The organism is Halanaerobium kushneri, assembly GCF_900156285.1.
In the GTDB taxonomy this organism is placed as follows: Bacteria; Bacillota; Halanaerobiia; order Halanaerobiales; family Halanaerobiaceae; genus Halanaerobium; species Halanaerobium kushneri.
Genome location: NZ_FTNC01000003.1, coordinates 176,964 through 199,443 on the forward strand (window position 1 = coordinate 176,964; position 22,480 = coordinate 199,443).

Consider the following 22,480-nt stretch of genomic DNA (forward strand, 5'->3'; position numbering starts at 1 on the left):
GGTGAAAAAATGGCTGCTAATATATTTGAAAAAATAATTACAAATATTAATAAAAATAAATTAAAGTATATATTTTTATTGATTATTGTTTTATTAATTCTGCCTTTTGTGGTAGAAAATCAGTATGTCTTACACATTGCAGTATTAACTTTAATGTATGTACTGCTTTCCAGTAGTCTTAATGTAATTGTTGGCTATACGGGACAGTATAATATTGGGCATGTTGCTTTTTATGCCATTGGAGCTTATACAGCTGCAATTATTTCTACCAGATTTAATCTGAATTTTATAATTGTAATTTTAATAAGTGGGTTTGTTGCTTCTTTATTTAGTTTGATGCTTGGAATACCTACTTTAAGACTCAGGGGGATATTCTTTGCCTTTACAACCCTTGGCTTTGCAGAAATAACCAGATTGACAATTCTAAACTGGCGGAGTCTGACCAGGGGTCCTTTTGGAATTCCGGGGGTTCCAATACCTCAAATTTTTGGCATGCGTTTATCAACAAACACCCATTTTTATTTTATGATTTTTATTCTGCTTTTTTTAATGCTTTTGATGACCTACAGAATAATTAATTCAAGAGTGGGAAGAGCCTGGATCTCAATTAGAGAAGATGAGCAGGCTTCTGCTTCGATGGGAGTAGATACATTTAAATACAAGATTATGAATCTGATGTACGGTACTTTCTGGGCCGGAGTTGGTGGAGCATTTTTTGCTTATTTTGCCGGTTATGTAAGTGCAGATAGCTTTATTTTAGATGAGAGCTTTCGTTTTTTTGCTATGGTTTTAGTAGGAGGTACAGGTACTCTTGCTGGTCCGATTTTAGGTGGAGCAGTTTTAACCATTCTGCCGCAGGTTTTTAGAAGTTTTGCCCGCTACCAGATGATAATCTATGGTGTGGCAATTTTACTAATAATTCATTATAAACCAGAGGGGCTTTTGGGAGGCAGAACTTTTAAAAGAGACCTCAGCGAGTCAGAAGATAATTAAGATTGAGGAGGTGGATTATGACAAAGATACTATCATCCGAAAATTTATGTAAATATTTTGGGGGAGTAAGAGCAGTTGACCAGGTTGATTTTAGTGTGGATAAAGGAGAAATCTTTGGAATTATTGGCCCCAATGGAGCTGGAAAAACAACACTTTTTAATCTTTTAACAGGAACCTTAGGTGTAACCAAAGGTAAAATATATTTTAAAGATGGTGAAATAACAAATTTGCCTCCGCAAAAGGTAACCAGACTTGGAATAGCTAGGACCTTTCAAAATATTAAGCTCTTTGAAGAAATGGAAGTTTTAGAAAATGTAAAAATAGGCTTTCACACCCAGACTAAGACTAATATGCTTGATGCAGTACTTAAAAATAACAAGCTAAAAGAAGACGAAGAAAAAGTTCATTTAGAGGGTTTAAAGCTTTTAGAAAGAGTTAATATGCTGGATAAAAAAAATAACCTTGCCAAAAATTTATCCTATGGTGATAAAAGGCGTTTAGAAATTGCAAGAGCACTGGCTGTAAAACCCGAAATTCTTTTAGTAGATGAACCGGCTGCGGGAATGAACCCCCATGAGACTGATGAAGTTGTAGAATTATTAGAGCAGCTTAATAAAGAAGGAATCACAGTTGTAATTATTGAGCACGATATGAAGGTTATTATGGGGATGTGTGATGAAATTTTAGTTTTAAATAATGGAGTTAAGTTGGCCCAGGGAACAGCAGCCGAGGTGCAGAAAAATCCGGAAGTAATTGAAGCATATCTCGGTAAGTAAAGTGAAGGGAGGTTTTAAAATGCTTAAAGCAGAAGATCTCAAAATACATTATGGTCATGTTGAAGCAGTAAAGGGAATTTCTTTTGAAGTTGAAGCAGGAGAGATTGTAACTATCATCGGTTCTAACGGAGCAGGTAAGAGCAGCACCTTAAGGGGGATTTCTAATATTGAGGATAAGGCTGGAGGTAAGGTCATTTTTCAGGGAGAGGATATAACTTCCTTACCCGCCCATGAGATTGTTGATAAAGGAATCTGCCATGTTCCAGAAGGAAGACATATTTTTTCACAGCTGACTGTAGAAGAAAACCTATATATGGGAAGCTACAGTAAAACAGATCAGACTAAGGCAGAATACCAGGATAAATTAGCCAGAATGTATGATATATTTCCCCGTCTTAAAGAGAGAAGAAATCAGGATGGTGGTAATTTAAGTGGTGGAGAACAGCAGATGCTGGCTATTGCCAGAGGCTTAATGATGGATCCGGTGATTATGATGCTGGATGAACCTTCACTGGGGCTTGCTCCCTTACTTGTTGAACAGATCATCAAATTGATTAAGGAGATTAATGAGGACTTAGGAACCACTATTTTGCTGGTGGAGCAGAATGCTCGTAAAGCTCTAAGTATTGCTCACAGAGGTTATGTAATGGAAACTGGAAATATCATAATGTCTGACAGAAGAGAAAAACTGATCAACGATCCAAAACTGGCAGAGGCTTATTTAGGTGTGGGTTAAGATAGCTTTAGCTTAATCAAAGCTATTTATTTAAATTTAATTTAAAAATCTAGGAGGAATTGAAAATGACAATTAAAAATGAAAAAAACTTAAGTGATGAGAGAACAGAATTATTAAGAAGTTTTATTGAGCACAGAGCAACCTGGTATTATTATCTAGTTGATGAAGCTGAAAAGAAGGGATTAAAAGAAGAAGATTTTGCTCGGGAAGCAATTAGACGCTGTGGTTGTTTCCATGGTGAAAATAAATTTCCAGATACAGACAGTTTAGAAGAATTTTCTGAAGGCTTTTTACCAGAGGATATCCGTAATGTATTTGAGATGGATGTTGAAGTTGATGAGGAAGAGCTTGTAGTTACCTTTAATTACTGTCCACTGGTTGCTGCCTGGTTAAAATTAACTGATGATGAAGCTGCAATTGATCAGTACTGTGATATTGCTATGGAAGGTGACCGCGGGATTATAAGTACTTATGATGAATTTGAATTTGACCTGCAGAAAACTATTGCAGCTGGCGATAACGACTGCCGACTTGTGATCTCTAAAAAGAAAAAGTAAAGTTAAACTGATAAAGGGGGAGTTTTAGCTTGAAAAAGATTATAAATAAACCTGAAAACTTTGTTGATGAAATGCTGAGTGGAATTTTAAAAGCTCATTCTAAAGATTTTAAAAAAGCTGATCAGAGTTTAAGAGAAATTGTAAGAAAAGATGCTCCAGTTGAGGATAAAGTTGCAATTGCCACAGGAGGTGGCTCAGGGCACCTGCCAGTTTTTTTAGGTTATGTAGGTCATGGTCTCTGTGATGGCTGTGCGGTTGGTAATGTTTTTGCCTCACCAAGTGCTGCAGAAATGTATAATGTCACAAAGGCGATCGATTCCGGTAAAGGTGTACTCTACTTATATGGTAATTATGGTGGAGATGTGATGAATTTTGATATGGCTGCGGAAATGGCGGCTGCTGATGGGATAGAGGTTAAAACAGTGCTGGTCAGAGATGACCTAGCAACAGGGGAGGATATCTCTAAGAGAAGAGGTGTGGCAGGACTGTTTTATGCTTATAAAATAGCCGGAGCTGCAGCTGAAAAGGGACTGGACTTAGACGAGGTAGTAGTAGTAACTGAAAAAGCCCTTGCAAATACCAGAAGTTTAGGTATTGCCTTAAGTCCCTGTGTAATACCGGAATCCCAGAGGCCAACCTTTACAATTGAAGATGATGAAATGGAATTAGGAATGGGAATTCACGGGGAGCCCGGAATTGAAAGAACAGAGCTTAAAACAGCTGATAAAATAGCAGAGATTATGATAGAGAAAATCTTGGCAGATGGTCCCTATCAGAGTGGTGACGAAATTTCAATCTTAGTTAATAGTCTCGGAGCAACTCCCAAAGAAGAATTATATATTATTTATAATAAAGTGGCTGATCTTCTGGCAGAAAAAGAGATCAAAGTTTACAGGAAGTATATAGGTGAATATGCCACCTCAATGGAAATGGCAGGAATGTCGATAACTGTAATTAAATTAGATGAAGAATTAAAGTCATTACTTGATGCCCCGGCATATTCTCCATTTTTTGAACAGTCAGATATAGTTAACAGGGGGTGAAGATGGTGGAGTTGAAAATTGAAGATTTAAAAGAAATATTTGTGGAATTAGAAAAAACAGCCAAAGAAAAAAAGGATATTTTAATTGAATTAGATTCTGCTATGGGAGATGGAGACTTAGGAATTACAATGGAAAAAGCCTTCTCTGCTGCCAGAGAAGAAGCTGAAAATTATGCGGGAGATAATATCGGAGAACTACTGAAAAAAGCGGGTTTTGCAATGGCAAATAAGGCAGCAGCAACCATGGGAACACTCACAGCTACAGCATTTATCAGAGCTGCAGCAGCTGCAGATGGAAATAACAGGGTAGATTATGATAAAATAGTTCTAATGTTTGAAAAAGGTATTGAAGGAATTAAAGAAAGAGGCAAAGCAGAGGTTGGAGATAAGACCATGCTTGATAGCCTGGTGCCAGCTTATAATGCTTTGAAAGAAAGCAGAGATAATGGTGCTGATTTAAAAGAAGGGATGAAAAAAGCCGTACAGGCTGCCGAAAACGGTGTTGAGCAAACTAAAAATATGGTTTCTCAATTTGGTCGAGCTCATTATTATGGTGAGAAATCTAAGGGGAAGAAGGATCCTGGTGCAGCAGCAGCTTTCTTCTTTTTAGAAAGTTTCAGCAGATATTTAAATTAAATTTGTAATTTAATGAGGGGGTGAATACAAAATGGTAACAGAAAAATATAGTTATGTCGGAGAAAAAATTAAACTTGAAAGACTAAATCATGACCTTACTTTACAGGAGCTAGCAGATGAAACAGGACTTTCAGTTTCCTTTTTAAGTCAGCTTGAAAATGGGAAAATTGCCCCCTCATTAAAAGCGCTTGATAAAATTGCTTCATTTTTTTCTATCCATATTGCCAATTTATTTGTCAAACCTCAGTCTTTAGAGACCTATCATTTTTCTAATTCTGACCATATAGAGGTCGAAAATGATAATAAGTTTTTAAAGTTTTTGATGCCCAAGTTAGAAGAGATGGAAGTGGTTTTACTGACTTTAGAAGATCAGAACGAAAATTTTGATTATACAACTCATAAAGGGGTAGAGTTTGTTTATGTTTTGGAAGGGAAAGTTGTTCTCGATTTTTCTAATAATCAGGAAAAGCTGATCTGTGAAGAAGGGGATTCAATGATTTATATAGCTCAGAGACCACACCGAATTTTAAATGCTCATTCAGGTTCTTCTAAGTGCTTTATTATCAACTTAGAAAAAAGCGAATCGATTAATATTAAGTAAGATTAGGGGGCCGGTAGCTTGAATATCATAAAAGATTTTGTAAAAAAAGAATTAAAGTATGCTAATGGCTGCACTGAACCAGGAGCAGTAGCATATGCTGTTGCATCAGCTGCAGAATATTCTAAAGGAGAACTAAATGAAATCATAGTTGAAACTGATGGTTTTGTCTATAAAAATGGAATGACTACTGGGATACCAGGAATTAAAAAATACCGCGGCAATAAAATTGCAGCTGCCCTTGGATATTACAGCAAAAATCCTCAGCAGTTAAAACTTGAGGTTTTAGCTGATAATGATCAAGAAAAATTAACTAAAGCAGAAAAGATTATTGAAAAAGTCAAACTCAAAATTGTTGACAGATCCACTCCCTATATTAAAGCAACAATTATGGCTGATCAGATAACTGAAGCAGTTATCAGCGGAGAACACAGCAACTTGATTTCAATTAAAGTTGATGGTAAAACAGAGTTTGATCTTAATCAAAATAATTTAAAAGAAAAGGAAGATAATCTGGCTGAGAATATTAAGTCTTTAAATTTTGCTGAGATGATTAAAATGATTGAGGAAAATTATGATTCAGAAATAGAAAGCCTGCTGCAGGCTGGCTTAGATGCCAATTTAAAACTGGTTGAAGCCTCTAAAGCAGGAAGGGCAAATGACATTGGTTTTAAATATGAAAGTTTGATTTCAGGTGAGGTAGGAGAGATTGCTGCCAAAATAGCCCATGGAATTGATGCCAGAATGGCGGGTGTTTCACTTCCAGCGCTGGCTTCTTCTGGCAGCGGAGATCAGGGGATTACTATTTCTCTTGCAGTCAATGAGACAGCAAAGCTTTTAAATAAAGAAGAAAAGGCACTTAAGGCAACACTTTTAGCTCATTTGATAACCTATTATATAAAATTATATATGGGCAAATTATCCTCCCTCTGTGGTTTGATTTCTGCTGCAGCTCCAGGGATTACAGCAGCACTACTTTATCTTGATGGAGAGGAAGGAAAGATTGAGCTAGCAATTAAGCAGATGATAGGTGACAGCAGTGGTATTATCTGTGATGGTGCTAAATCAACCTGTGCTTTAAAAGCAGTTACCGCCTTTGAGCAGGCTTACAAGCACTATAAGCTTGCTAAATCCGGTCTGGAACTGGAAACACCTGTAGGAATTGTCAATCACAGTTTAGAAGCCACACTTGAAAACTTATCTGAACTTTCAGTACCGAGATTTCAGACTATCAATGATACAATAGTCAGAGTAATTAATGATGGTTTATAAGAATCATTAAAGATTTTAGCTATATATTTTGAAATTAATTAATTTAAATCAAATATAGGAGTTGATATTTATGAAAAAACAGATTACAAGTAAAAAAGCACCGGCAGCTATAGGGCCTTATTCGCAGGCGATTAAATTCGAAAACTTGCTTTTCAGCTCAGGTCAGATACCGATAGATCCAGAAAGTGGAGAAATGCTGGAAAGTGATATAGAAAAACAGACCAGCCAGGTCATGAAAAACTTAGCTGAGGTTTTAAAAGAAGCGGGTACAGATTTTGATAGTGTTCTAAAAACAACTATTTTCCTTAAGGATTTAAATGACTTTTCTAAAGTTAATGAGATCTACAGCTCCTATTTTAAAGACACACCTCCAGCAAGATCAACTGTTGAAGTAAGCAGTTTACCTAAGGATTCTCTGGTTGAAATAGAAATGATTGCAGCCGCCGAGTAGCCTTTTCTTGCAAATCAAAATTAAAGGGGTAAATTATGAAAAAGAAATTAATTAATAAGCCGGAAAATGTAGTTAGTGAGATGATAGAAGGAATTTATCTTGCCAATCAAGATAGATTAAGAAAAATTGATAATTTTAATATAGTAGTTAGAAAGGAGCTCTCAGCAGGCAAAGTGGCTTTAATCAGTGGTGGTGGAAGTGGTCATGAACCTGCTCATGCTGGTTATGTTGGCAGGGGTATGCTTGATGCAGCAGTATCAGGTGCTGTTTTTACCTCACCAACTCCTGATGCAATTTATGAGGCTATTAAGGAAGTTGACAGTGGTAGTGGAGTTTTAATGGTTGTTAAAAATTATACTGGTGATGTTATGAATTTCGAGATGGCAGCTGAGATGGCAGCCATGGATGATATTGAAGTAGAGCAAGTGATTGTTAATGATGATATTGCAGTTGAAGACAGCCTTTATACTACAGGGCGAAGGGGAGTTGCTGGCACAGTTTTTGTACATAAAATTGCCGGAGCAGAGGCTGAAAAGGGATCAGATCTAAAAAAGGTTGTAAGTACAGCTGAAAAGGTAATTAAAAATGTAAAAACAAAGGGAGTTGCAATCAATCCCTGCAGAGTTCCTGGAGCTGAAAAGTCAACTTTTTCTCTATCAGAAAAAGAAATAGAAATGGGAATTGGAATTCATGGTGAGCCAGGAACTGAAAGACAGGAGATTAGAGAAGTAGATCAGATTGTTGAAGCTATAATTTCAGAACTTCTATCTGAATTAGATCTCAGGGAAGAATCAGAAGTCGCTTTGATGATCAATGGAATGGGTGGAACTCCCTTAATGGAACTCTATATTGCGAATCGAAAAGCACATCAACTTTTAGAAGAGCAGGGGATTGCTGTTTATAAGACTTATGTTGGTGAGTATATGACATCACTTGAAATGGCAGGTTTATCAGTAACTTTATTAAAGCTTGATCCGGAATTAAAAGAATTACTTGATGCTGAGACTGAGATTAATCTATAAAGTAAAAATTAATATTAGATATTGGGGTGAGTTTGTGCTGAGTATATTAATTATTTCTCACAGTGATAAAATTGCAGAAGGAACTAAAATATTGGCTTCACAGATGATGCAGGCACCTTTAGATATTAGAGCAATTGGTGGTACTGCTGATGGAGATATTGGAACAGATGTTGATGCAATAGAAAAAGCAATTAAAGATATCAACAAAGAAGATGGGGTTTTAGTTTTAGCTGACCTTGGGAGTGCGGTTATGAGTTTTGATATGGTTTATGAGTGGCTGGATGATGAAGTCAAGGCTAAAATTAGACTCGCTGATGCTCCTTTAGTTGAAGGAGCAGTAATGGGAGCTGTTGAAGCAAGCCTGGGAAAAGATATGGAAGCTGTTTTAAAGACTATTGAAAGTAGAGAGATTATAAAGAAAAATAATTCTTAAATTAAAAATTATAAAAATCCAGCTTTAGGGCTGGATTTTTAAGTTCAGATAGTCTTTGACCTGCTGATAAATTTCCTCTCCCCGCTGATTCTGCTCCATAGAATCATAGATCGTCTCTATATACTTTCTCTGCTTAATAATCTCAAGAGTTTCCTTAAAATTAATATCATAGATCCAGCCGAGCTGCATCACCTTTAAATCGTTAATTGTCTGGAGCTTATCATAATTGATTGATTCTCTATTTAAAACCTTCTTGTAGATCTCATCATTGACCTCGGGATCAGTCGAGAGTTTGATTACATAATCCTTCTGGCTCCGCTTTTTATATCTTTCCACAAAAATATTAAAGATATCCAGTTTATCAGCATCTCGGATCAGTTTTGCAAAAAATAACTGTTCTTCACTCTTGAAATTTTCTCGATTGAGGTCAGCATTATTGTGTTCTCTGATGGCCTGATAGATAATTTCCTGCTGAGCTTTACTTAAATCTTCAATCAAATTATTTTCCTTAATCACCTGAACTCCAAGCTCCCCGTGATCTTCAGACTTATAATCAGAAAAAGTTTTGTACTTTTTATACTGTTTAAAGCGGCCGATATCGTGGTAAAGGGCTATTATTCTGGCCAGGTATTTATCTTCTGGATTTATATCTAAGTTTTCTATTATTTCTTCCATATCTTGAGTAACTCTTTTGCTGTGTTCAATTTTTAGCTGAATATTTTTCTGATCCTTTTCAGCTTCCATCTCAAATTGAGCTGTATATGATTCAAACCAGTTTTTTAGTTTCTGATATATCTTTTCCATTTTAAATTCCTCCTGTTATTCCTAAATTTTATTATAGTTTATATTCTACTCCTTGTAAATTAACTGAAGATTAAATTATGCTAAATAATGAATATTTCAGTTTAAAAATCATCTAAGTTAAAAGATTGATATTTTTTGAGAAAAATTTCACTAAAAAGAAGGAAAAATTATACTCTTTGGAGAATTAACTTTTAGAGGTGATAAATTTGAATATAGAATTTCATTACTATATGACTTATCTGATTGCAGCCAGAGCCGGCTTTTCTTCAGAAGAGGCCAGAACTTTAGCCTATTCCAGCCAGTATATAGATGATAATGATATTATTTATAATATTTCTCAAAATAGCAGTGATAATTACAGCAACTATATTTCTCAGACAAAAAATATAACAAAGCCGAAAAAGAAGCTCTTTCGTATCTATCCTATTTTTCACTTTATTCCAGGTGAACCGACTGCTGATTCAGCCCGGAGAAAGGATGGCAAACTCCACCTTTTAAATACAACTCCAGACAGTAAAAATGCCAGAGAAATTCTTAAGCTTGCCTTAAAATCAGATAACCTATATAAAATAGGTCTTGCAGTCCACAGCTTTGCCGATACCTTTGCCCACCAGAATTTTGTCGGCTATTATGATGAATTTAATATAGTTAAGGATATTCAAAAAAAGTTAAATTCTTTACTCAACAACTCTCCTTATGAAATTGGCCATGCAGCAGCAAAACACCGACCGGATATTCCAAATTTAATCTGGGAAGATCCGCGTTTGTGTGATTCCCACTCGCTGAGGGATAATAAAAAGATTTTTCTTAAGGCTGCCGGGAGAATTTTTAAAGAACTTAAATTATACCAGGAACCTGATTTGAAAAAACATGATTTAAAAAGAGAGAAAAAAGAGCTGAAAAGGGATCTGGCTAAAGCAATTGGAAGCAGCAGCTGTAACCCAAATTTATTTAATACCAATACTAAAGATCAGAGGCTTGAAAGATATAAAAAGCTTGCCTTAAGAGAAGAATACGGTGGGGTCGAGCTTAAGGATTATCAGATCTCAGAGTGGTTTAATGAAGTAATTAAGGTTGATTTCAGATTTATGAAAATTGATAACAGCAGTCCCTGGCAGCGACTCTTTTTGGATCTTTTATCAAGCCATCTAAAGATTTTTAAAAACAGCTACAGCTGGAAAATAGAAAAGTATAAAGAGAGTCACTGGTATAAATTCCAGCAGGCTGTCAGAGAACTGCAGGAGGAGGCACTTCAAGTATTAAATCCTTTGGTCTTTGATAAGCTTGAGCTGGAGAACTGGTAACTTAATTTATGACAAAGTAAATATTTAAATAAAATCCTCTTTTGCTTGAGTAAAATACTCACTCAAAAAGAGGATTTTTTATTTTTAGCTGGCAGGATTTAACTAATTTATAGCGAAATATATCATGTAAGGTCTTTTTTTAATATTATAAATTTTCATAATATTATTATAATAATCAAAAAATAAAGTTGTGGATAATATAAATTTATTTTTATTAGTGATAAATCTTTAAATATCACTAAGCACATTATACAAGGAGGAGTGAAGATGTTTAAAAGATTGTTGTTTTTGCTTTTGATTACTGCAGTGATTTTGGGAATGACCGGTTCAGCTCTGGCAGATAACCACGAAGGTCAGTATGGGGGAACACTGATTTATGCTACAGGAGCAGATGCTGATGCATTAGATCCTCATATGACAACACTTGGTAACTCTGCTGATGTAATTGTCAATGTTTTTGATGGACTTGTCCGCTTTAAGTCAGGTACCACAGAGATAGAACCGGCCCTTGCTACTGACTGGGAAATTTCTGATGATGGTTTAGAATATGTTTTTAATTTAAGAGAAGGAGTTCAATTCCACGATGGAACTCCCTTTAATGCAGAAGCTGTAGTTTTTGATATTGAACGCCAGCTGGATCCAGAACATCCCTACTATCTTGAGGGTTCTTATCCCTATGCCGGCTTTTCACTGGGTATGATAGATGAGGTAACAGCAGTTGATGAATATACAGTTAAATTTACTCTAGAAAATCCCTACGCTCCTTTCCTTAAAAATCTAGCAATGTTTGCAACTATGATTGCCAGCCCGGAAGCAGTTAAAGAATATGGCGAAGATATCTTTAAAAATCCTGTGGGAACAGGTGCCTTCAAATTTGTAGAGTGGGTCAGAGATGATCAGATTACTCTGGAAGCAAATGAAGACTACTGGGATGGCCGTCCCTATTTAGATGAACTTATTTTTACCGTTATTCCAAATAATCAGACCCGTCTACTTGAATTGGAAAATGGAAATGTTCACCTAATGGAAGGTTTAAACCCTACAGATATTGAAAGGGTTAGAGAAAATGAGGAGCTCGAGCTTTTAGAAGCACCGGGACTTAATATCGGTTATATTGCCCTCCATAATGAAAAAAAGCCTTTTGATAATAAAGAGGTCAGAAAAGCAATGAACTATGCAGTTAACAAACAAGAGATTGTTGATTATTTAATGGGTGGACAGGCAACTGTTGCCAAAGGACCTCTGCCACCAACAATCTGGGGCTATGATGACACTCTTGAAGGTTATCCCTATGATCCAGAAATGGCAAGAGAACTGCTTGAGGAAGCAGGTTATGGAGATGGTTTTGAATTTACCCTCCGCACCTATTCTGCTCCTAGATCATACAACCCTGTTGGAGCCAGACTGGCTACAGCTGTTCAGCAGTATTTAAGTGAAGTCGGCATTAAAGCAAATATTGAGCAGTTAGAGTGGGGTACCTATATTGAAGAAGGTAAAGCTGGAAAACATACAGCCGCCTTTTTTGGCTGGATCGCTGATAATGGTGACCCGGATAATTTCTTAAATGTTTTCTTTAATTCTGATAACCGCGGCTCAACTAATCGAGCTTTCTATGTTAACGAAGAAGTGGATAGATTACTGGAAGAAGCCCAGCAGATTACAGATGAAGCTGAAAGAGAGAAATTATATAAAAAAGTACAGCAGATAGTTGTAGACGATGCGCCATTTGTATTCTTAAACCACATGAAGATGCAGATACCTATCAGAACAAGTGTTAAAAATTATGTGCTTTATCCAACCAACAACAAGTACTTCCACAAAGTCTGGTTGGAGCAGTAATTAATAAATGTGGGGACAGTCTGCAGCTGTCCCCAAATCTTTAGAGGTGAGAAATATGTTTAGCTATATTTTAAGAAGACTGCTGCTTTTGATACCATTATTACTTGCGATTTCAATTGTGGTTTTTTTAATGATTCATTTAATACCTGGAGATCCAGTACAGATTATGCTGGGAGATAAGGGAACTGCCGAAGATGCACAACGATTAAGGCGTGAACTTGGTTTTGATCAGCCTCTCCATATTCAGTATTTCAAATTTCTAAGCAACTTACTACAGGGTGATCTGGGAAGATCTATTAGAAATAGAAATCCTGTTATTAATGAGATTGGAGCGGCTTTTCCAGCTACAATAGAACTCACAATTTTGAGTATGATTTTTGCCAGTCTAATTGGAATAGCTGCCGGAATAATTTCGGCAATTAAACAATATTCTCTGATCGATAACTTAACTATGGTTGGAGCCTTACTCGGGATTTCGATGCCGGTATTCTGGGTGGGGATGATGCTGATGTTAGTTTTTGGCTCCCGACTCGGCTGGCTTCCCATATCCGGTCGTATCTCAAGAATGGCGGATCTAGATGTTATTACAAATTTTTATCTTTTGGATAGTATTTTAACTGGTAACTGGGCTGCTTTTAGAAGCACATTTTTACATCTTATTTTACCTGCAATTACTCTGGCAACAATTCCGGTAGCAATGATTGCCCGGATGACAAGGTCTACCACCTTAGAAGTTTTAAATCAGGATTATATTAGAACAGCCCGGGCCAAAGGCTTACCGGAAAAAGTAGTTATCTTAAAACATGTGCTTAAAAATGCATTAATCCCGGTTGTGACAATTATTGGGCTTCAGTTTGGCAGTTTTCTTGGTGGGGCAGTTTTGACTGAAACTGTGTTTGCTAGAGCAGGAGTAGGCAGGCTTTTAATTAACGGTATTTTAGGCAGAGATTTTCCGGTGATTCAGGGAGCAGTAATTTTTATTGCTTCATTTTTTGTCTTTATTAATCTGATTGTGGATATTCTATATTCATATCTGGATCCCCGAATTCATTATTCTTAATCTGGAGGTGTGAGTCTTGGCTAAGTTAACTGGAATAACAGCAGAAAAGAAAATAAAGAGTGAAAGTCTCTGGACTATTTCTTTGCGCAGGATGCGAAAAAATAGAACTGCTATTGCTGGAGTCATTATCCTGATTATATTTGCTGTAATTGCTATTTTTGCTCCCTTAATTGCTCCTTATGATCCTTTAGAACAAAATTTCATTAAGTCTTTTAGACCACCATCATCAGAAAATCTGCTGGGCACAGATGAGTTTGGACGCGATATTTTTAGCCGCATAATCTATGGAGCCAGGATTTCTCTGCAGATTGGTTTTATTGCAGTTTTTATTTCACTTATTGTTGGAGTAAGTCTGGGCTTAATCTCTGGTTATTATGGAGGTTGGCTTGATATGCTTGTGATGCGGATAATGGATTTGATGCTTTCTTTTCCCTACATTTTACTGGCACTGGTAATTATGTCTATTCTTGGACCGGGAATTTATAATGCGATGATTGCGATTGGAATTGTCTATGTGCCTCAGTACGCCAGGATTGTTCGGAGTTCAGTTTTATCAGTCAAAAAAAAGGAATATGTACTGGCAGCTCAGGCCCTGGGAGCAAATGATCTGCGGATTATTTTGAAACATGTATTTTTAAACTCAATGGCTCCGATTATTATTCAGACTACTCTCAGTATTGGCCGGGCAATTATCAATGCTGCCGGTTTGAGCTTTCTGGGACTGGGAGCACAGCCGCCGACACCGGAGTGGGGAGCTATGCTGAGTAACGGGCAGGATTTTTTAAGAAATGCTCCCTGGATTGCAACTTTTCCCGGAATAGCAATTGCTCTTCTGGTGCTTGGATTTAATCTGGTAGGAGATGGTTTTCGAGATGCTTTTGATCCGCGTCTGCATAAATGATAAACAAAATTGAATAGGTTCTTATTTGAAACCTCTTTTTGGTCAGGAGTTAGTCTGGCTGCAGAGAGGTTTTTTATGCAGTTGTTAATTTTTTAGCTAGTTTACTCTCCTGAATATTAGATTTAATATTAAAAATATAAAAAATATTAAAAAAATAAAGGATTTTTTAATATTGAGTATAATATATATAATAGGTAATAAAAAAATGAAAGCGTTAACTGTTAAGGTTTTAGTTGTTTAAATACATAAATAACTCAGCTTAAATATTCAGAATATTAATAAAACAAGAGAGGGTTTTTTCAATGGCCGCAACTTTAAAAGACATAGCTAAAAAAGCAGGAGTTTCAATAACTACAGTTTCTCGAGTGATCAATAATAAAGATTCTGTTATCCCCATTAAAGAAGATACTAAAAATAAAGTTTTGGAGATAGCATCAGATTTAAACTACAGGCCCAATATTAATGCCCGGTCACTTTCGACCAAAAAATCTTATAATCTGGGATTGATACTTGATTACCTTGATCCCTATTTTAGCGATATAGTTAACAGTATAGAAAAAAGTTCCAGAGAAAAAAATTATAATTTAATTCTATCAATGCTGAATAATAAGTCTTTTGAAGAAATCATAAATAATCTGCTCTATCAGAGCTCAATTGAAGGGATTTTAATTGGTGGAACAAAGAAATTGATTAAGAAAAATAAGATTTTTAATAAGCTAAAAAAGCTTAATGTCCCGATAGTTTTAATTGCTCACTATTTTAATGATATTCCCAGCATCAATATTGATGATTTTAAAGGGGGATATCTGGCCGCAGAACATTTAGTTGAACTGGGTCATCAAAAGATTGCAATTATAACTGGACCTGACTATAAGAATAGAAAAGATTCTAGCCAGCGTTTAATGGGCTATAAAAAAGCACTGGCAGAACATTCTATTGAAATAAAAGAAGATTACATTTACGAAGGTAATTATTCTTATCACAGTGGTTATCAGCAGATGAAAAAAATATTGAAGCAAAGAGAAAAACCAACCGCAGTTTTTGCAGCAGAAGATCAGATGGCTTTAGGAGCTTTAAAGTCTGCCTATGAGATGAAAATTAAAGTTCCAGAAGATATCTCTCTAATTGGTTTTGATAATATTATTCAGAGTAGATATGCTACTCCCAGTTTAACTACAGTTTCTCAACCGAAAAGAGAAATGGGGAGAGCTGCGATTAATCTGCTGGTAGATTTAATTGAAGCAGAAGATAGGGAATATAAAAAACAACAGGTATTTAAGCCCAGACTAATTATCCGGGAATCAACAGCTAGCATTTAAGTGGAAGCGGAAGATTAAATTTAATTTTACTTTTATTTAATAAATATTTTTCGGAAAGGGGGAATAAATTTTTATTGGTTCTATGTGATCGCTAAACAGCATGGGAGGTAAAAAATGCGTAAAAATGTAACTCTGATATTATTGCTGGCCTTTTTATTGATAGGAAGTTCTATGGTGATGGCCCAGGAAAAAGGTGGAACTCTTCGTTTTGCAATGATTGATACTCCGCCTTCTTTAGACCAGCAGGTTATTACTTCTGACCTGGCTACAATTATTGCTCAGCATATTTTTGAAGGACTTTATACTTTTAATTCAGAATATGCTCCAGTGCCAATGCTGGCCAGTGGTTCAGAAGTAAGTGATGATGGTAAGCTGGTTACTATTAATTTGAGAGAAGGAGTTACTTTCCACAATGGAAATGAAATGACCTCAGAAGATGTAGTTGCCTCTCTGGAAAGATGGGGAGAGTTTGGTGTTAGAGGACCGGTTTTATTTGAGCATATTGATAAGGTAGAAGCAAATGGAAAGTATTCAGTCAATCTTTATTTTTCTGAAGCTTTTTCACCCTGGAAGTCAATGCTTGCTTTTATCAATGGTGGACCTGTAATTTTGCCTAAAGAAATTATGGAAAATGCAAATGAGCAGCCTATTAGTCCTCAAGAATATATTGGAACAGGTCCCTATCAGTTTAATGAGTGGAATACCGGACGTTATATTTCTCTAACTCGCTATGAAGATTATGCGATGCGCGAAGAAGAATCGGATGGTTTTGCCGGCCAGAGAATTAGTTACCTGGATGAGCTGAGGTTTATTCCTGTTCCTGAAACAGGAACAAGAGTAAATGGTGTTAAGGCTGGAGATTATGATTACGCTCAGAGAATGCAGGGAGATATGTATGAAAGTCTAAAAGAGGATGAAAGAGTTGAAGTTTTAGTAAATCAGGGTGCTCAGTTTGGTGAGCTATTTTTTAATCAAAAAGAGGGTTTGATGACTAACACAAAATTGAGACAAGCAGTTCTGGCTGCTCTTGATATGGAACCAGTACTTCAGGCAGCTCATGGCCATCCCGATCTCTGGGATCAAAATGGTTCTATTATGCCAGAAGGTACTATCTGGTATTCTGAAGCTGGTATTGAAAAATACAGTCAGGGAGATCCGGAATTAGCCAGGAAACTCGCTGAAGAAGCGGGTTATAATAATGAGAGAATCAGATTTATGACCACAACTTCTTATCAGACAATGTATGACAGCTGTGTTGTAATAGCTCAGCAGCTTTCGGAAGCCGGCTTTAATATTGATTTACAGATCTATGATTGGGCAACAGTCGCAACCAGAAGAAATGATCCTGCAGTCTGGGACTTTTTCTATACCTGGCATGGATTTGTTCCCGATCCTATTCTCTATACTTTCTTAAGTCCAACCTATCCCGGCTGGTGGGATACTCCAGAAAAACGTAATTTAGTAGGTCAATTTACAAAAACAATGGATCAGGAAAAAAGAACAGAAATCTGGTCACAACTGCAGGAACAGATCTATAATTATGTTCCAATTGCAAAAACTGGTGATACTTATACCTATGATATAACCAGTCCAAGTGTTAAAGGTTTTGGCCAAACTTCCTTAATCTGGCCTAAATTCTGGAATGTCTGGATTGAATAGTTATCTTTGTTATAGGGCTCCCTGTACGGGAGTCCTATAATTACAAGGAGGAAGATTTATGTTAGCATATACTTTTAGGCGTTTACTGACAATAATTCCCACGCTGCTAATTGCTTCAATTTTGATTTTTTCTTTTATGCATCTAATGCCAGGTGATCCAGCGGCGGTAATGCTGGGTACAAATGCAACTCCAGAACAGGTTGAAAAACTAAGAGTACAGCTGGGGTTGGATCGTCCCATCTATGTTCAATTTGCTACCTGGCTGCAGGAGGCCTTTAGGGGAGATCTGGGAGATTCAATCTTTTTTCAGAGTCCTGTGCTTTCTGTTATTCAAAATAGAGCAGAGACCAGTATTTTTGTTGCTACTTTTTCAATGCTCATAATATTAATTCTGGGGATTCCAATTGGCGTTATTTCTGCAGTTAAATATAATACCCTGCTTGATCAGCTGACAATGGGTTTTGCCATGCTGGCAGCTTCGATTCCAACTTTCTGGCTCGGTCTCAATTTAATGATTTTGTTTTCAGTAAATTTAGACTGGCTGCCTTCATCAGGATTTCCTTCAGTTTTAGAGAGTGGAAATTTAAATAATTTAAAGTACTTAATTTTACCCTGTATTACACTGGCAGCACCCAATTCGGCTCTAATTATTCGTCTGACTCGCTCGAGTATGCTTGATGTTATGAAAGAAGAATATGTTAAAACAGCAAGGGCAAAGGGATTAAAAGAATCTATAGTAATTTTAAAGCATATTTTTAGGAATGCGATAATCTCCATTGTTTCTGCCCTCGGGTTTACATTTATTGCTCTGCTTTCCGGAACTGTGGTTACTGAAACAGTATTTTCCTTACCCGGAGTAGGCAGGCTGGTTGTACAGTCAGTATTAAGAAGAGATTATCCGGTTATTCAGGGTATAATATTTGTGGTAGTAATTTTATATGTATTTATTAATTTATTAACTGATCTATCCTATGCTTTTTTAGATCCCAGAATAAGTTATGAGTAATTAAGGTGGTGTGAAAATGCGCTTAAGTAAAAGTTTTTTCAAAAAATTGTTTAGAAGAAAAATAACCATCATTGGAGCAGTAATTCTGGTTATTATAATTTCTATGGCACTGCTTTCTCCCTTAATTGCCCCCTATGATCCAATGAAAATCAATCCAATAGACCGGCTGCAGAAACCTAATTCCACTCACTGGTTTGGAACTGACAATTTCGGTCGCGATATTTTCAGCAGGATTATTTATGGGGCCAGAATCACAGTTTTAAGTGGATTTGGAGTTGTTATATTTTCCATAGTCTTTGGTGTGATTTTAGGTTCTCTCTCCGGTTATTTTGATACACTGGGGATGTTTATTATGCGAATTATTGATGTGGTTATGGCATTTCCGCCGATAATGCTGGCACTGGCCTTAGTTGCAATTCTGGGGCAGGGATTGATCAATGTGATTGTTGCTGTTGGTGCTGTTTATCTGACGAGAACTGCCCGGATAACCTATGGACTGACTTTAAAGATTAGAAAAGATGCCTTTGTGGAGGCAGCCGTTGCAGAGGGTGCGGGTAATGGGAGAGTATTGTTTCTGCATATAATTCCAAATTTAATTTCTCCAATTATTGTTCAGGCCACTTTTACCTTTGCTTTTGCTCTGCTTCAGATGGCAGCACTTGATTTTTTAGGTGTTGGTATTCCACCTCAGATTCCAAGCTGGGGAAATATGCTGAGCTCAAGTCAGGATTATATTACGCGGGCTCCCTGGCTGCTTTTATTTCCTGGTATTTTTATTGTAATTACTGTTTTGTCTTTTAATCTGTTTGGTGATGCTTTAAGAGATAGACTTGATCCTAAATTTAAAGATGAACTCTAATGGAGATGAAAAAAATGAAAGTTGATCTGCTTATTAAAAATGCTAAAATAATCGATGGCACTTCAAATCCCTGGTATTATGGGGGAGTAGTGATTAAAGGAGATAAAATCCTTGAAGTTTTCAAGGACAATGCTTTGATAAAAGCGAAAAATTATCAGGCATTAAAAATAATTGATGCCCAGAATAAATTTTTGACTCCCAGTTTTATAGATGTTCACAGTCATTCGGACTTTGTTTTTTTTCTTGATTCCAATGCTCAGAGCAAATTACGGCAGGGTGTTACTACAGAAGTGATTGGAAACTGTGGAATCAGTGGGGCGCCCTATAATGAGTTGTCGGCTGATCAGGTTAAGAGCTTTAGTTATGGTTATCAGCCAGGCTGGGAGAATGTGGAGGAGTTTGCAGCAGCTCTCTCAGAAGTAGAAAAAACAGTTAATTTAACACCGCTTTTGGGTCATGGCACTCTGAGATCCTATGTAATGGGTATGGAAAATAGAGAGGCTACTGCTGCTGAATTGGAGAAAATGAAAGAAATTCTGGCTCGGGCACTTAAGCTGGGTTACAGAGGTATGTCTACCGGGCTTTATTTTTCACCTGGTAATTTTGCTCCTCAGGCTGAATTAATTGCTCTGGCTGAGGTTGTAAGTTCTAAAAATGGTGTTTTAACCAGTCACATTAGAGATGAAGGAGTTAAAAGTATTGGCTTTATCAGGGCGGTTAAGGAAATTATTAGTATTGGTGAAAAATCTGGAGTTTCACTGGAAATTTCTCATCTGAAAGCGTTTGGTCCTGATGTTTGGGGACGTTCAAAACAGGTGCTGGACTTAATCGAAAAAGCAAGAACTAGGGGAGTCGAAATAACAGCAGATCAGTACCCTTACCTTGCAACCGGAGGCCTGATGGCCAGTGATGTACTGCCAAATGAATTTTTAAGTAATAAAAGTAATCAGAAGGCAATGGAAGAACTAAAAGATAAAAAGGTTCAGGCTGAATTAAGAGATATTGTAAAGTTAAATATTAAGCGGAGAGGTGGAGCTGAAAATCAGATTATAGCTAATTATCCTGCTGATCACAGTCTGGAAGGAATGACTTTAAAACAGATTTCTGACAGGCAAGGATTAGAACCAGTAGATATGTTATTTAATATGCTGACAGAATATCTGGCAGGAGACTGGATTTCCAGAGCTTTAAGTGAAGATGATGTAGTTAATTTTATGCAGTATTATGCTTTAATGATCAGCAGTGATGGAGTTTCGCTATCCAATTCTGGTATTTTAGGATCTGGCAATCCTCATCCAAGAAATTATGGCAGTTATACTGAAGTTTTAAGTAAATATGTTCGAGATAAAAAAGTGCTTAATCTGGAGGAAGCAGTTAGAAAAATGACCTCACTGCCTGCACAGAAGTTTAACCTAAAAAATAGAGGACTTATTGCTCAAAATAAAGTTGCAGACCTTGTTATTTTTGATCTGGATCAGATCAAATCTCCTACTTTTTCTGAACCTGATATATATCCTGATGGAATTTCGGCAGTTATAGTTAATGGTAAAACTGCGGTTTTAAATGGTAATTACCAGCAGCTTAGAGCTGGTAAATTAATCTTAAGTTAAAGGAGAATGATTATGGTAACTTATAATAAGCTGGGAGTAAAAAAGATTATTAATGCTGCTGGTACCTATACCAAATACAGCGGTTCACTGATGAAAGAAGAAGTTTTACTTGCTATGCAAGAAGCTTCCAGACAGTTTGTAGATATTGACCAGCTCTTGAGTAAAAGTGGTCAGTATATTGCAGATCTTTTGGGAGTCGAAGCAGCTTTAATTACTGCAGGAGCAGCAGCAGGACTTGCTCTGTCTACAGCGGCCTGTATTGCTGGAGATAATAAAGATCTTGCAAGGCAGCTACCTTTGAGTGAAGGATTAAAAAATGAATTCATCGTTATGAAATCCCACCGTAATCCTTATGATCAGGCTGTGCTTACGGCCGGAGGTAAATTTGTAGAAATAGGGAATGCCATTGAAACTTTTGGCTGGGAGCTGGAAGCAGCTATTACAGAAAAAACTGCTGGTATATTTTTCTTTGTTCAGTCGGATCTGTTTCGTTCATCTTTAGAACTGGATGAAGTTATAGAAATTGCTCATAGATATAATTTGCCTGTGATTATTGATGCTGCTGCTGAACTGCCCCCAAAAGAGAATCTAACAAAGTTCATAAAAATGGGAGCAGATATAGTTCTTTTTAGTGGGGGAAAAGATTTAAGAGGACCTCAATCGTCAGGCTTAATGCTAGGTAAGCAGGAACTTCTGGATAAATGTAGGGCAAATGGGTATCCCAATCATGCTCTGGGCAGACCAATGAAATTAGATAAGGAAACTATAATTGGTTTAACCACAGCTATTGAACTTTATTTAGCAGAAGATCAGGATAAAAGAATGAAGTGCTGGGAGAAACAGGCCGACTATCTTTATCAAAATCTAAAAGATATTGATGGTTTTGAAATAGAGCTTGGTTACCCGGATCAACCGCTGACTCAACCTGCTTCAATCCCACGTTTATTTATTTCAGTTGCAGAAGAAATTTTAGGATTTAATAAGGAAGAACTTAGAGATAAGCTGGCTCAAAGTGAGCCAATAGTAATTGTAGAATCTGACAAAAATAACCTTTTAATAAATCCACATATGCTACAGCAGGGAGAAGAAGAAGTTGTGCTGAGAAAAATTAGAGAAGTTTTAAAGGAGGAGTAGTTTATGGGTGTTGAAGCAAAGATTAAAGAACTAGGATTAGAATTACCGGAAACACCAGCCCCAATTGCTGAATATATTCCTGCCAAAAGGGTTAATGATTTAGTTTATGTTTCTGGTCAGGGTCCAATTAGTAAGGGAAAATTTATTCATATAGGAAAAGTTGGGGAGAGTGTGAGTCTAGATGAAGGTTATCAGTCTGCTCAGCAGTGCTGTTTGAATGCTCTGGCAGCTGTAAAATCAGTTGTTGGCTCCCTCGATGAAATCGAAGAAATAGTTAAATTAAGAGGCTTTGTTAATAGTACAGATGATTTTTTGGAGCAACCAAAGGTAATTAATGGAGCTTCTGAGCTGCTGGTTAAAATTTTTGGAGAAAAAGGACGTCATGCCAGAGCAGCTCTGGGTACCTCTGTTCTGCCCGATGATATTCCAGTTGAATTAGAAATGATTGTTAAAGTAAAAAGTGATTGAG

The 22,480-nt window shown here is 36.6% G+C and carries 23 protein-coding genes; 22 read left to right on the forward strand and 1 reads right to left on the reverse strand.

Annotated elements, in window-relative coordinates; all coding sequences use genetic code 11:
* Positions 1–9 precede the first annotated feature (9 nt).
* The 11 genes from BW929_RS03515 to dhaM all read left to right on the forward strand — a co-directional run bounded on the left by BW929_RS03515 (position 10) and on the right by dhaM (position 8,516).
* Positions 10–993 (forward strand): branched-chain amino acid ABC transporter permease, encoded by a 984-nt coding sequence (locus tag BW929_RS03515; protein ID WP_084566073.1) that lies wholly within the window; start codon positions 10–12, stop codon positions 991–993.
* A gap of 17 nt (positions 994–1,010) precedes the next feature.
* The gene (locus BW929_RS03520; protein WP_076543997.1) at positions 1,011–1,769 is read left to right on the forward strand and encodes an ABC transporter ATP-binding protein; all 759 of its coding nucleotides are present in this window, start codon (positions 1,011–1,013) and stop codon (positions 1,767–1,769) included.
* Between the two features lie 19 nt (positions 1,770–1,788).
* The gene (locus tag BW929_RS03525; RefSeq protein ID WP_076543998.1) at positions 1,789–2,505 is read left to right on the forward strand and encodes an ABC transporter ATP-binding protein; all 717 of its coding nucleotides are present in this window, start codon (positions 1,789–1,791) and stop codon (positions 2,503–2,505) included.
* A gap of 65 nt (positions 2,506–2,570) precedes the next feature.
* Entirely contained in the window at positions 2,571–3,062 is a 492-nt protein-coding gene (locus BW929_RS03530) for an L-2-amino-thiazoline-4-carboxylic acid hydrolase (RefSeq protein WP_076543999.1), read from the forward strand.
* Between the two features lie 29 nt (positions 3,063–3,091).
* Positions 3,092–4,105: a dihydroxyacetone kinase subunit DhaK gene (locus tag BW929_RS03535; RefSeq protein WP_076544000.1), complete on the forward strand. Its 1,014-nt coding sequence runs from the start codon at positions 3,092–3,094 to the stop codon at positions 4,103–4,105.
* A gap of 2 nt (positions 4,106–4,107) precedes the next feature.
* Positions 4,108–4,740: a dihydroxyacetone kinase subunit DhaL gene (gene dhaL, locus BW929_RS03540; RefSeq protein WP_076544001.1), complete on the forward strand. Its 633-nt coding sequence runs from the start codon at positions 4,108–4,110 to the stop codon at positions 4,738–4,740.
* 31 nt (positions 4,741–4,771) lie between these two features.
* Complete coding sequence (locus BW929_RS03545; RefSeq protein ID WP_076544002.1) at positions 4,772–5,341, forward strand: helix-turn-helix domain-containing protein; 570 nt, start codon at positions 4,772–4,774, stop codon at positions 5,339–5,341.
* Between the two features lie 18 nt (positions 5,342–5,359).
* The gene (locus BW929_RS03550) at positions 5,360–6,610 is read left to right on the forward strand and encodes an L-serine ammonia-lyase, iron-sulfur-dependent, subunit alpha (RefSeq protein WP_076544003.1); all 1,251 of its coding nucleotides are present in this window, start codon (positions 5,360–5,362) and stop codon (positions 6,608–6,610) included.
* A 70-nt stretch (positions 6,611–6,680) separates the two neighbouring features.
* The gene (locus BW929_RS03555; RefSeq protein WP_076544004.1) at positions 6,681–7,061 is read left to right on the forward strand and encodes a RidA family protein; all 381 of its coding nucleotides are present in this window, start codon (positions 6,681–6,683) and stop codon (positions 7,059–7,061) included.
* A gap of 35 nt (positions 7,062–7,096) precedes the next feature.
* Positions 7,097–8,083 carry a dihydroxyacetone kinase subunit DhaK gene (dhaK, locus tag BW929_RS03560; RefSeq protein ID WP_076544005.1) on the forward strand — a complete coding sequence of 329 codons (987 nt, stop codon included), beginning with the start codon at positions 7,097–7,099 and terminating at the stop codon, positions 8,081–8,083.
* Positions 8,084–8,117: 34 nt separating this feature from the next.
* Positions 8,118–8,516, forward strand: coding sequence for a dihydroxyacetone kinase phosphoryl donor subunit DhaM (dhaM, locus tag BW929_RS03565; protein WP_076544033.1), 399 nt, complete (start codon positions 8,118–8,120; stop codon positions 8,514–8,516).
* 24 nt (positions 8,517–8,540) lie between these two features.
* On the opposite strand, the gene BW929_RS03570 is transcribed toward dhaM, so the two are convergent.
* Positions 8,541–9,320 carry an HD domain-containing protein gene (locus tag BW929_RS03570; protein ID WP_076544006.1) on the reverse strand — a complete coding sequence of 260 codons (780 nt, stop codon included), beginning with the start codon at positions 9,318–9,320 and terminating at the stop codon, positions 8,541–8,543.
* Between the two features lie 206 nt (positions 9,321–9,526).
* Here BW929_RS03570 and BW929_RS03575 point away from each other — a divergent pair, with 206 nt between their 5' ends.
* The 11 genes from BW929_RS03575 to BW929_RS03625 all read left to right on the forward strand — a co-directional run bounded on the left by BW929_RS03575 (position 9,527) and on the right by BW929_RS03625 (position 22,479).
* On the forward strand, positions 9,527–10,624 hold the full coding sequence (locus tag BW929_RS03575; RefSeq protein ID WP_076544007.1) for a DUF6765 family protein: 1,098 nt from the start codon (positions 9,527–9,529) through the stop codon (positions 10,622–10,624).
* 267 nt (positions 10,625–10,891) lie between these two features.
* Positions 10,892–12,463, forward strand: a complete 1,572-nt coding sequence (locus BW929_RS03580) for an ABC transporter substrate-binding protein (protein WP_076544008.1) — start codon at positions 10,892–10,894, stop codon at positions 12,461–12,463.
* A gap of 55 nt (positions 12,464–12,518) precedes the next feature.
* A complete protein-coding gene (locus BW929_RS03585; RefSeq protein WP_076544034.1) occupies positions 12,519–13,523 on the forward strand; it encodes an ABC transporter permease in 1,005 nt (334 codons plus the stop codon).
* Positions 13,524–13,539: 16 nt separating this feature from the next.
* Positions 13,540–14,424 (forward strand): nickel transporter permease, encoded by an 885-nt coding sequence (gene nikC / locus BW929_RS03590; protein WP_076544009.1) that lies wholly within the window; start codon positions 13,540–13,542, stop codon positions 14,422–14,424.
* 302 nt (positions 14,425–14,726) lie between these two features.
* Positions 14,727–15,743 (forward strand): LacI family DNA-binding transcriptional regulator, encoded by a 1,017-nt coding sequence (locus BW929_RS03595; protein ID WP_076544010.1) that lies wholly within the window; start codon positions 14,727–14,729, stop codon positions 15,741–15,743.
* Between the two features lie 114 nt (positions 15,744–15,857).
* Positions 15,858–17,402, forward strand: a complete 1,545-nt coding sequence (locus tag BW929_RS03600) for an ABC transporter substrate-binding protein (RefSeq protein ID WP_076544011.1) — start codon at positions 15,858–15,860, stop codon at positions 17,400–17,402.
* Between the two features lie 58 nt (positions 17,403–17,460).
* On the forward strand, positions 17,461–18,408 hold the full coding sequence (locus BW929_RS03605) for an ABC transporter permease (RefSeq protein ID WP_076544012.1): 948 nt from the start codon (positions 17,461–17,463) through the stop codon (positions 18,406–18,408).
* A 16-nt stretch (positions 18,409–18,424) separates the two neighbouring features.
* Positions 18,425–19,267, forward strand: coding sequence for an ABC transporter permease (locus BW929_RS03610; protein ID WP_076544013.1), 843 nt, complete (start codon positions 18,425–18,427; stop codon positions 19,265–19,267).
* 14 nt (positions 19,268–19,281) lie between these two features.
* Complete coding sequence (locus BW929_RS03615; RefSeq protein ID WP_076544014.1) at positions 19,282–20,877, forward strand: N-acyl-D-amino-acid deacylase family protein; 1,596 nt, start codon at positions 19,282–19,284, stop codon at positions 20,875–20,877.
* 12 nt (positions 20,878–20,889) lie between these two features.
* Positions 20,890–22,011 (forward strand): aminotransferase class V-fold PLP-dependent enzyme, encoded by a 1,122-nt coding sequence (locus BW929_RS03620; RefSeq protein ID WP_076544015.1) that lies wholly within the window; start codon positions 20,890–20,892, stop codon positions 22,009–22,011.
* Positions 22,012–22,014: 3 nt separating this feature from the next.
* On the forward strand, positions 22,015–22,479 hold the full coding sequence (locus BW929_RS03625) for a RidA family protein (RefSeq protein WP_076544016.1): 465 nt from the start codon (positions 22,015–22,017) through the stop codon (positions 22,477–22,479).
* Position 22,480 lies beyond the last annotated feature (1 nt).

Bases quoted from the DNA above. Each gene is read 5' to 3' on its own strand.
- BW929_RS03615 (WP_076544014.1), top strand. From the start codon at position 19,282: ATGAAAGTTGATCTGCTTATTAAAAATGCTAAAATAATCGATGGCACT.
- BW929_RS03625 (WP_076544016.1), top strand. From the start codon at position 22,015: ATGGGTGTTGAAGCAAAGATTAAAGAACTAGGATTAGAATTACCGGAA.
- BW929_RS03570 (WP_076544006.1), bottom strand. From the start codon at position 9,320: ATGGAAAAGATATATCAGAAACTAAAAAACTGGTTTGAATCATATACA.
- BW929_RS03595 (WP_076544010.1), top strand. From the start codon at position 14,727: ATGGCCGCAACTTTAAAAGACATAGCTAAAAAAGCAGGAGTTTCAATA.
- BW929_RS03580 (WP_076544008.1), top strand. From the start codon at position 10,892: ATGTTTAAAAGATTGTTGTTTTTGCTTTTGATTACTGCAGTGATTTTG.
- BW929_RS03525 (WP_076543998.1), top strand. From the start codon at position 1,789: ATGCTTAAAGCAGAAGATCTCAAAATACATTATGGTCATGTTGAAGCA.
- BW929_RS03555 (WP_076544004.1), top strand. From the start codon at position 6,681: ATGAAAAAACAGATTACAAGTAAAAAAGCACCGGCAGCTATAGGGCCT.
- BW929_RS03530 (WP_076543999.1), top strand. From the start codon at position 2,571: ATGACAATTAAAAATGAAAAAAACTTAAGTGATGAGAGAACAGAATTA.
- BW929_RS03520 (WP_076543997.1), top strand. From the start codon at position 1,011: ATGACAAAGATACTATCATCCGAAAATTTATGTAAATATTTTGGGGGA.
- BW929_RS03605 (WP_076544012.1), top strand. From the start codon at position 17,461: ATGTTAGCATATACTTTTAGGCGTTTACTGACAATAATTCCCACGCTG.
- BW929_RS03515 (WP_084566073.1), top strand. From the start codon at position 10: ATGGCTGCTAATATATTTGAAAAAATAATTACAAATATTAATAAAAAT.
- dhaL (WP_076544001.1), top strand. From the start codon at position 4,108: ATGGTGGAGTTGAAAATTGAAGATTTAAAAGAAATATTTGTGGAATTA.
- BW929_RS03545 (WP_076544002.1), top strand. From the start codon at position 4,772: ATGGTAACAGAAAAATATAGTTATGTCGGAGAAAAAATTAAACTTGAA.
- BW929_RS03600 (WP_076544011.1), top strand. From the start codon at position 15,858: ATGCGTAAAAATGTAACTCTGATATTATTGCTGGCCTTTTTATTGATA.
- BW929_RS03610 (WP_076544013.1), top strand. From the start codon at position 18,425: ATGCGCTTAAGTAAAAGTTTTTTCAAAAAATTGTTTAGAAGAAAAATA.
- dhaK (WP_076544005.1), top strand. From the start codon at position 7,097: ATGAAAAAGAAATTAATTAATAAGCCGGAAAATGTAGTTAGTGAGATG.
- BW929_RS03620 (WP_076544015.1), top strand. From the start codon at position 20,890: ATGGTAACTTATAATAAGCTGGGAGTAAAAAAGATTATTAATGCTGCT.
- BW929_RS03585 (WP_076544034.1), top strand. From the start codon at position 12,519: ATGTTTAGCTATATTTTAAGAAGACTGCTGCTTTTGATACCATTATTA.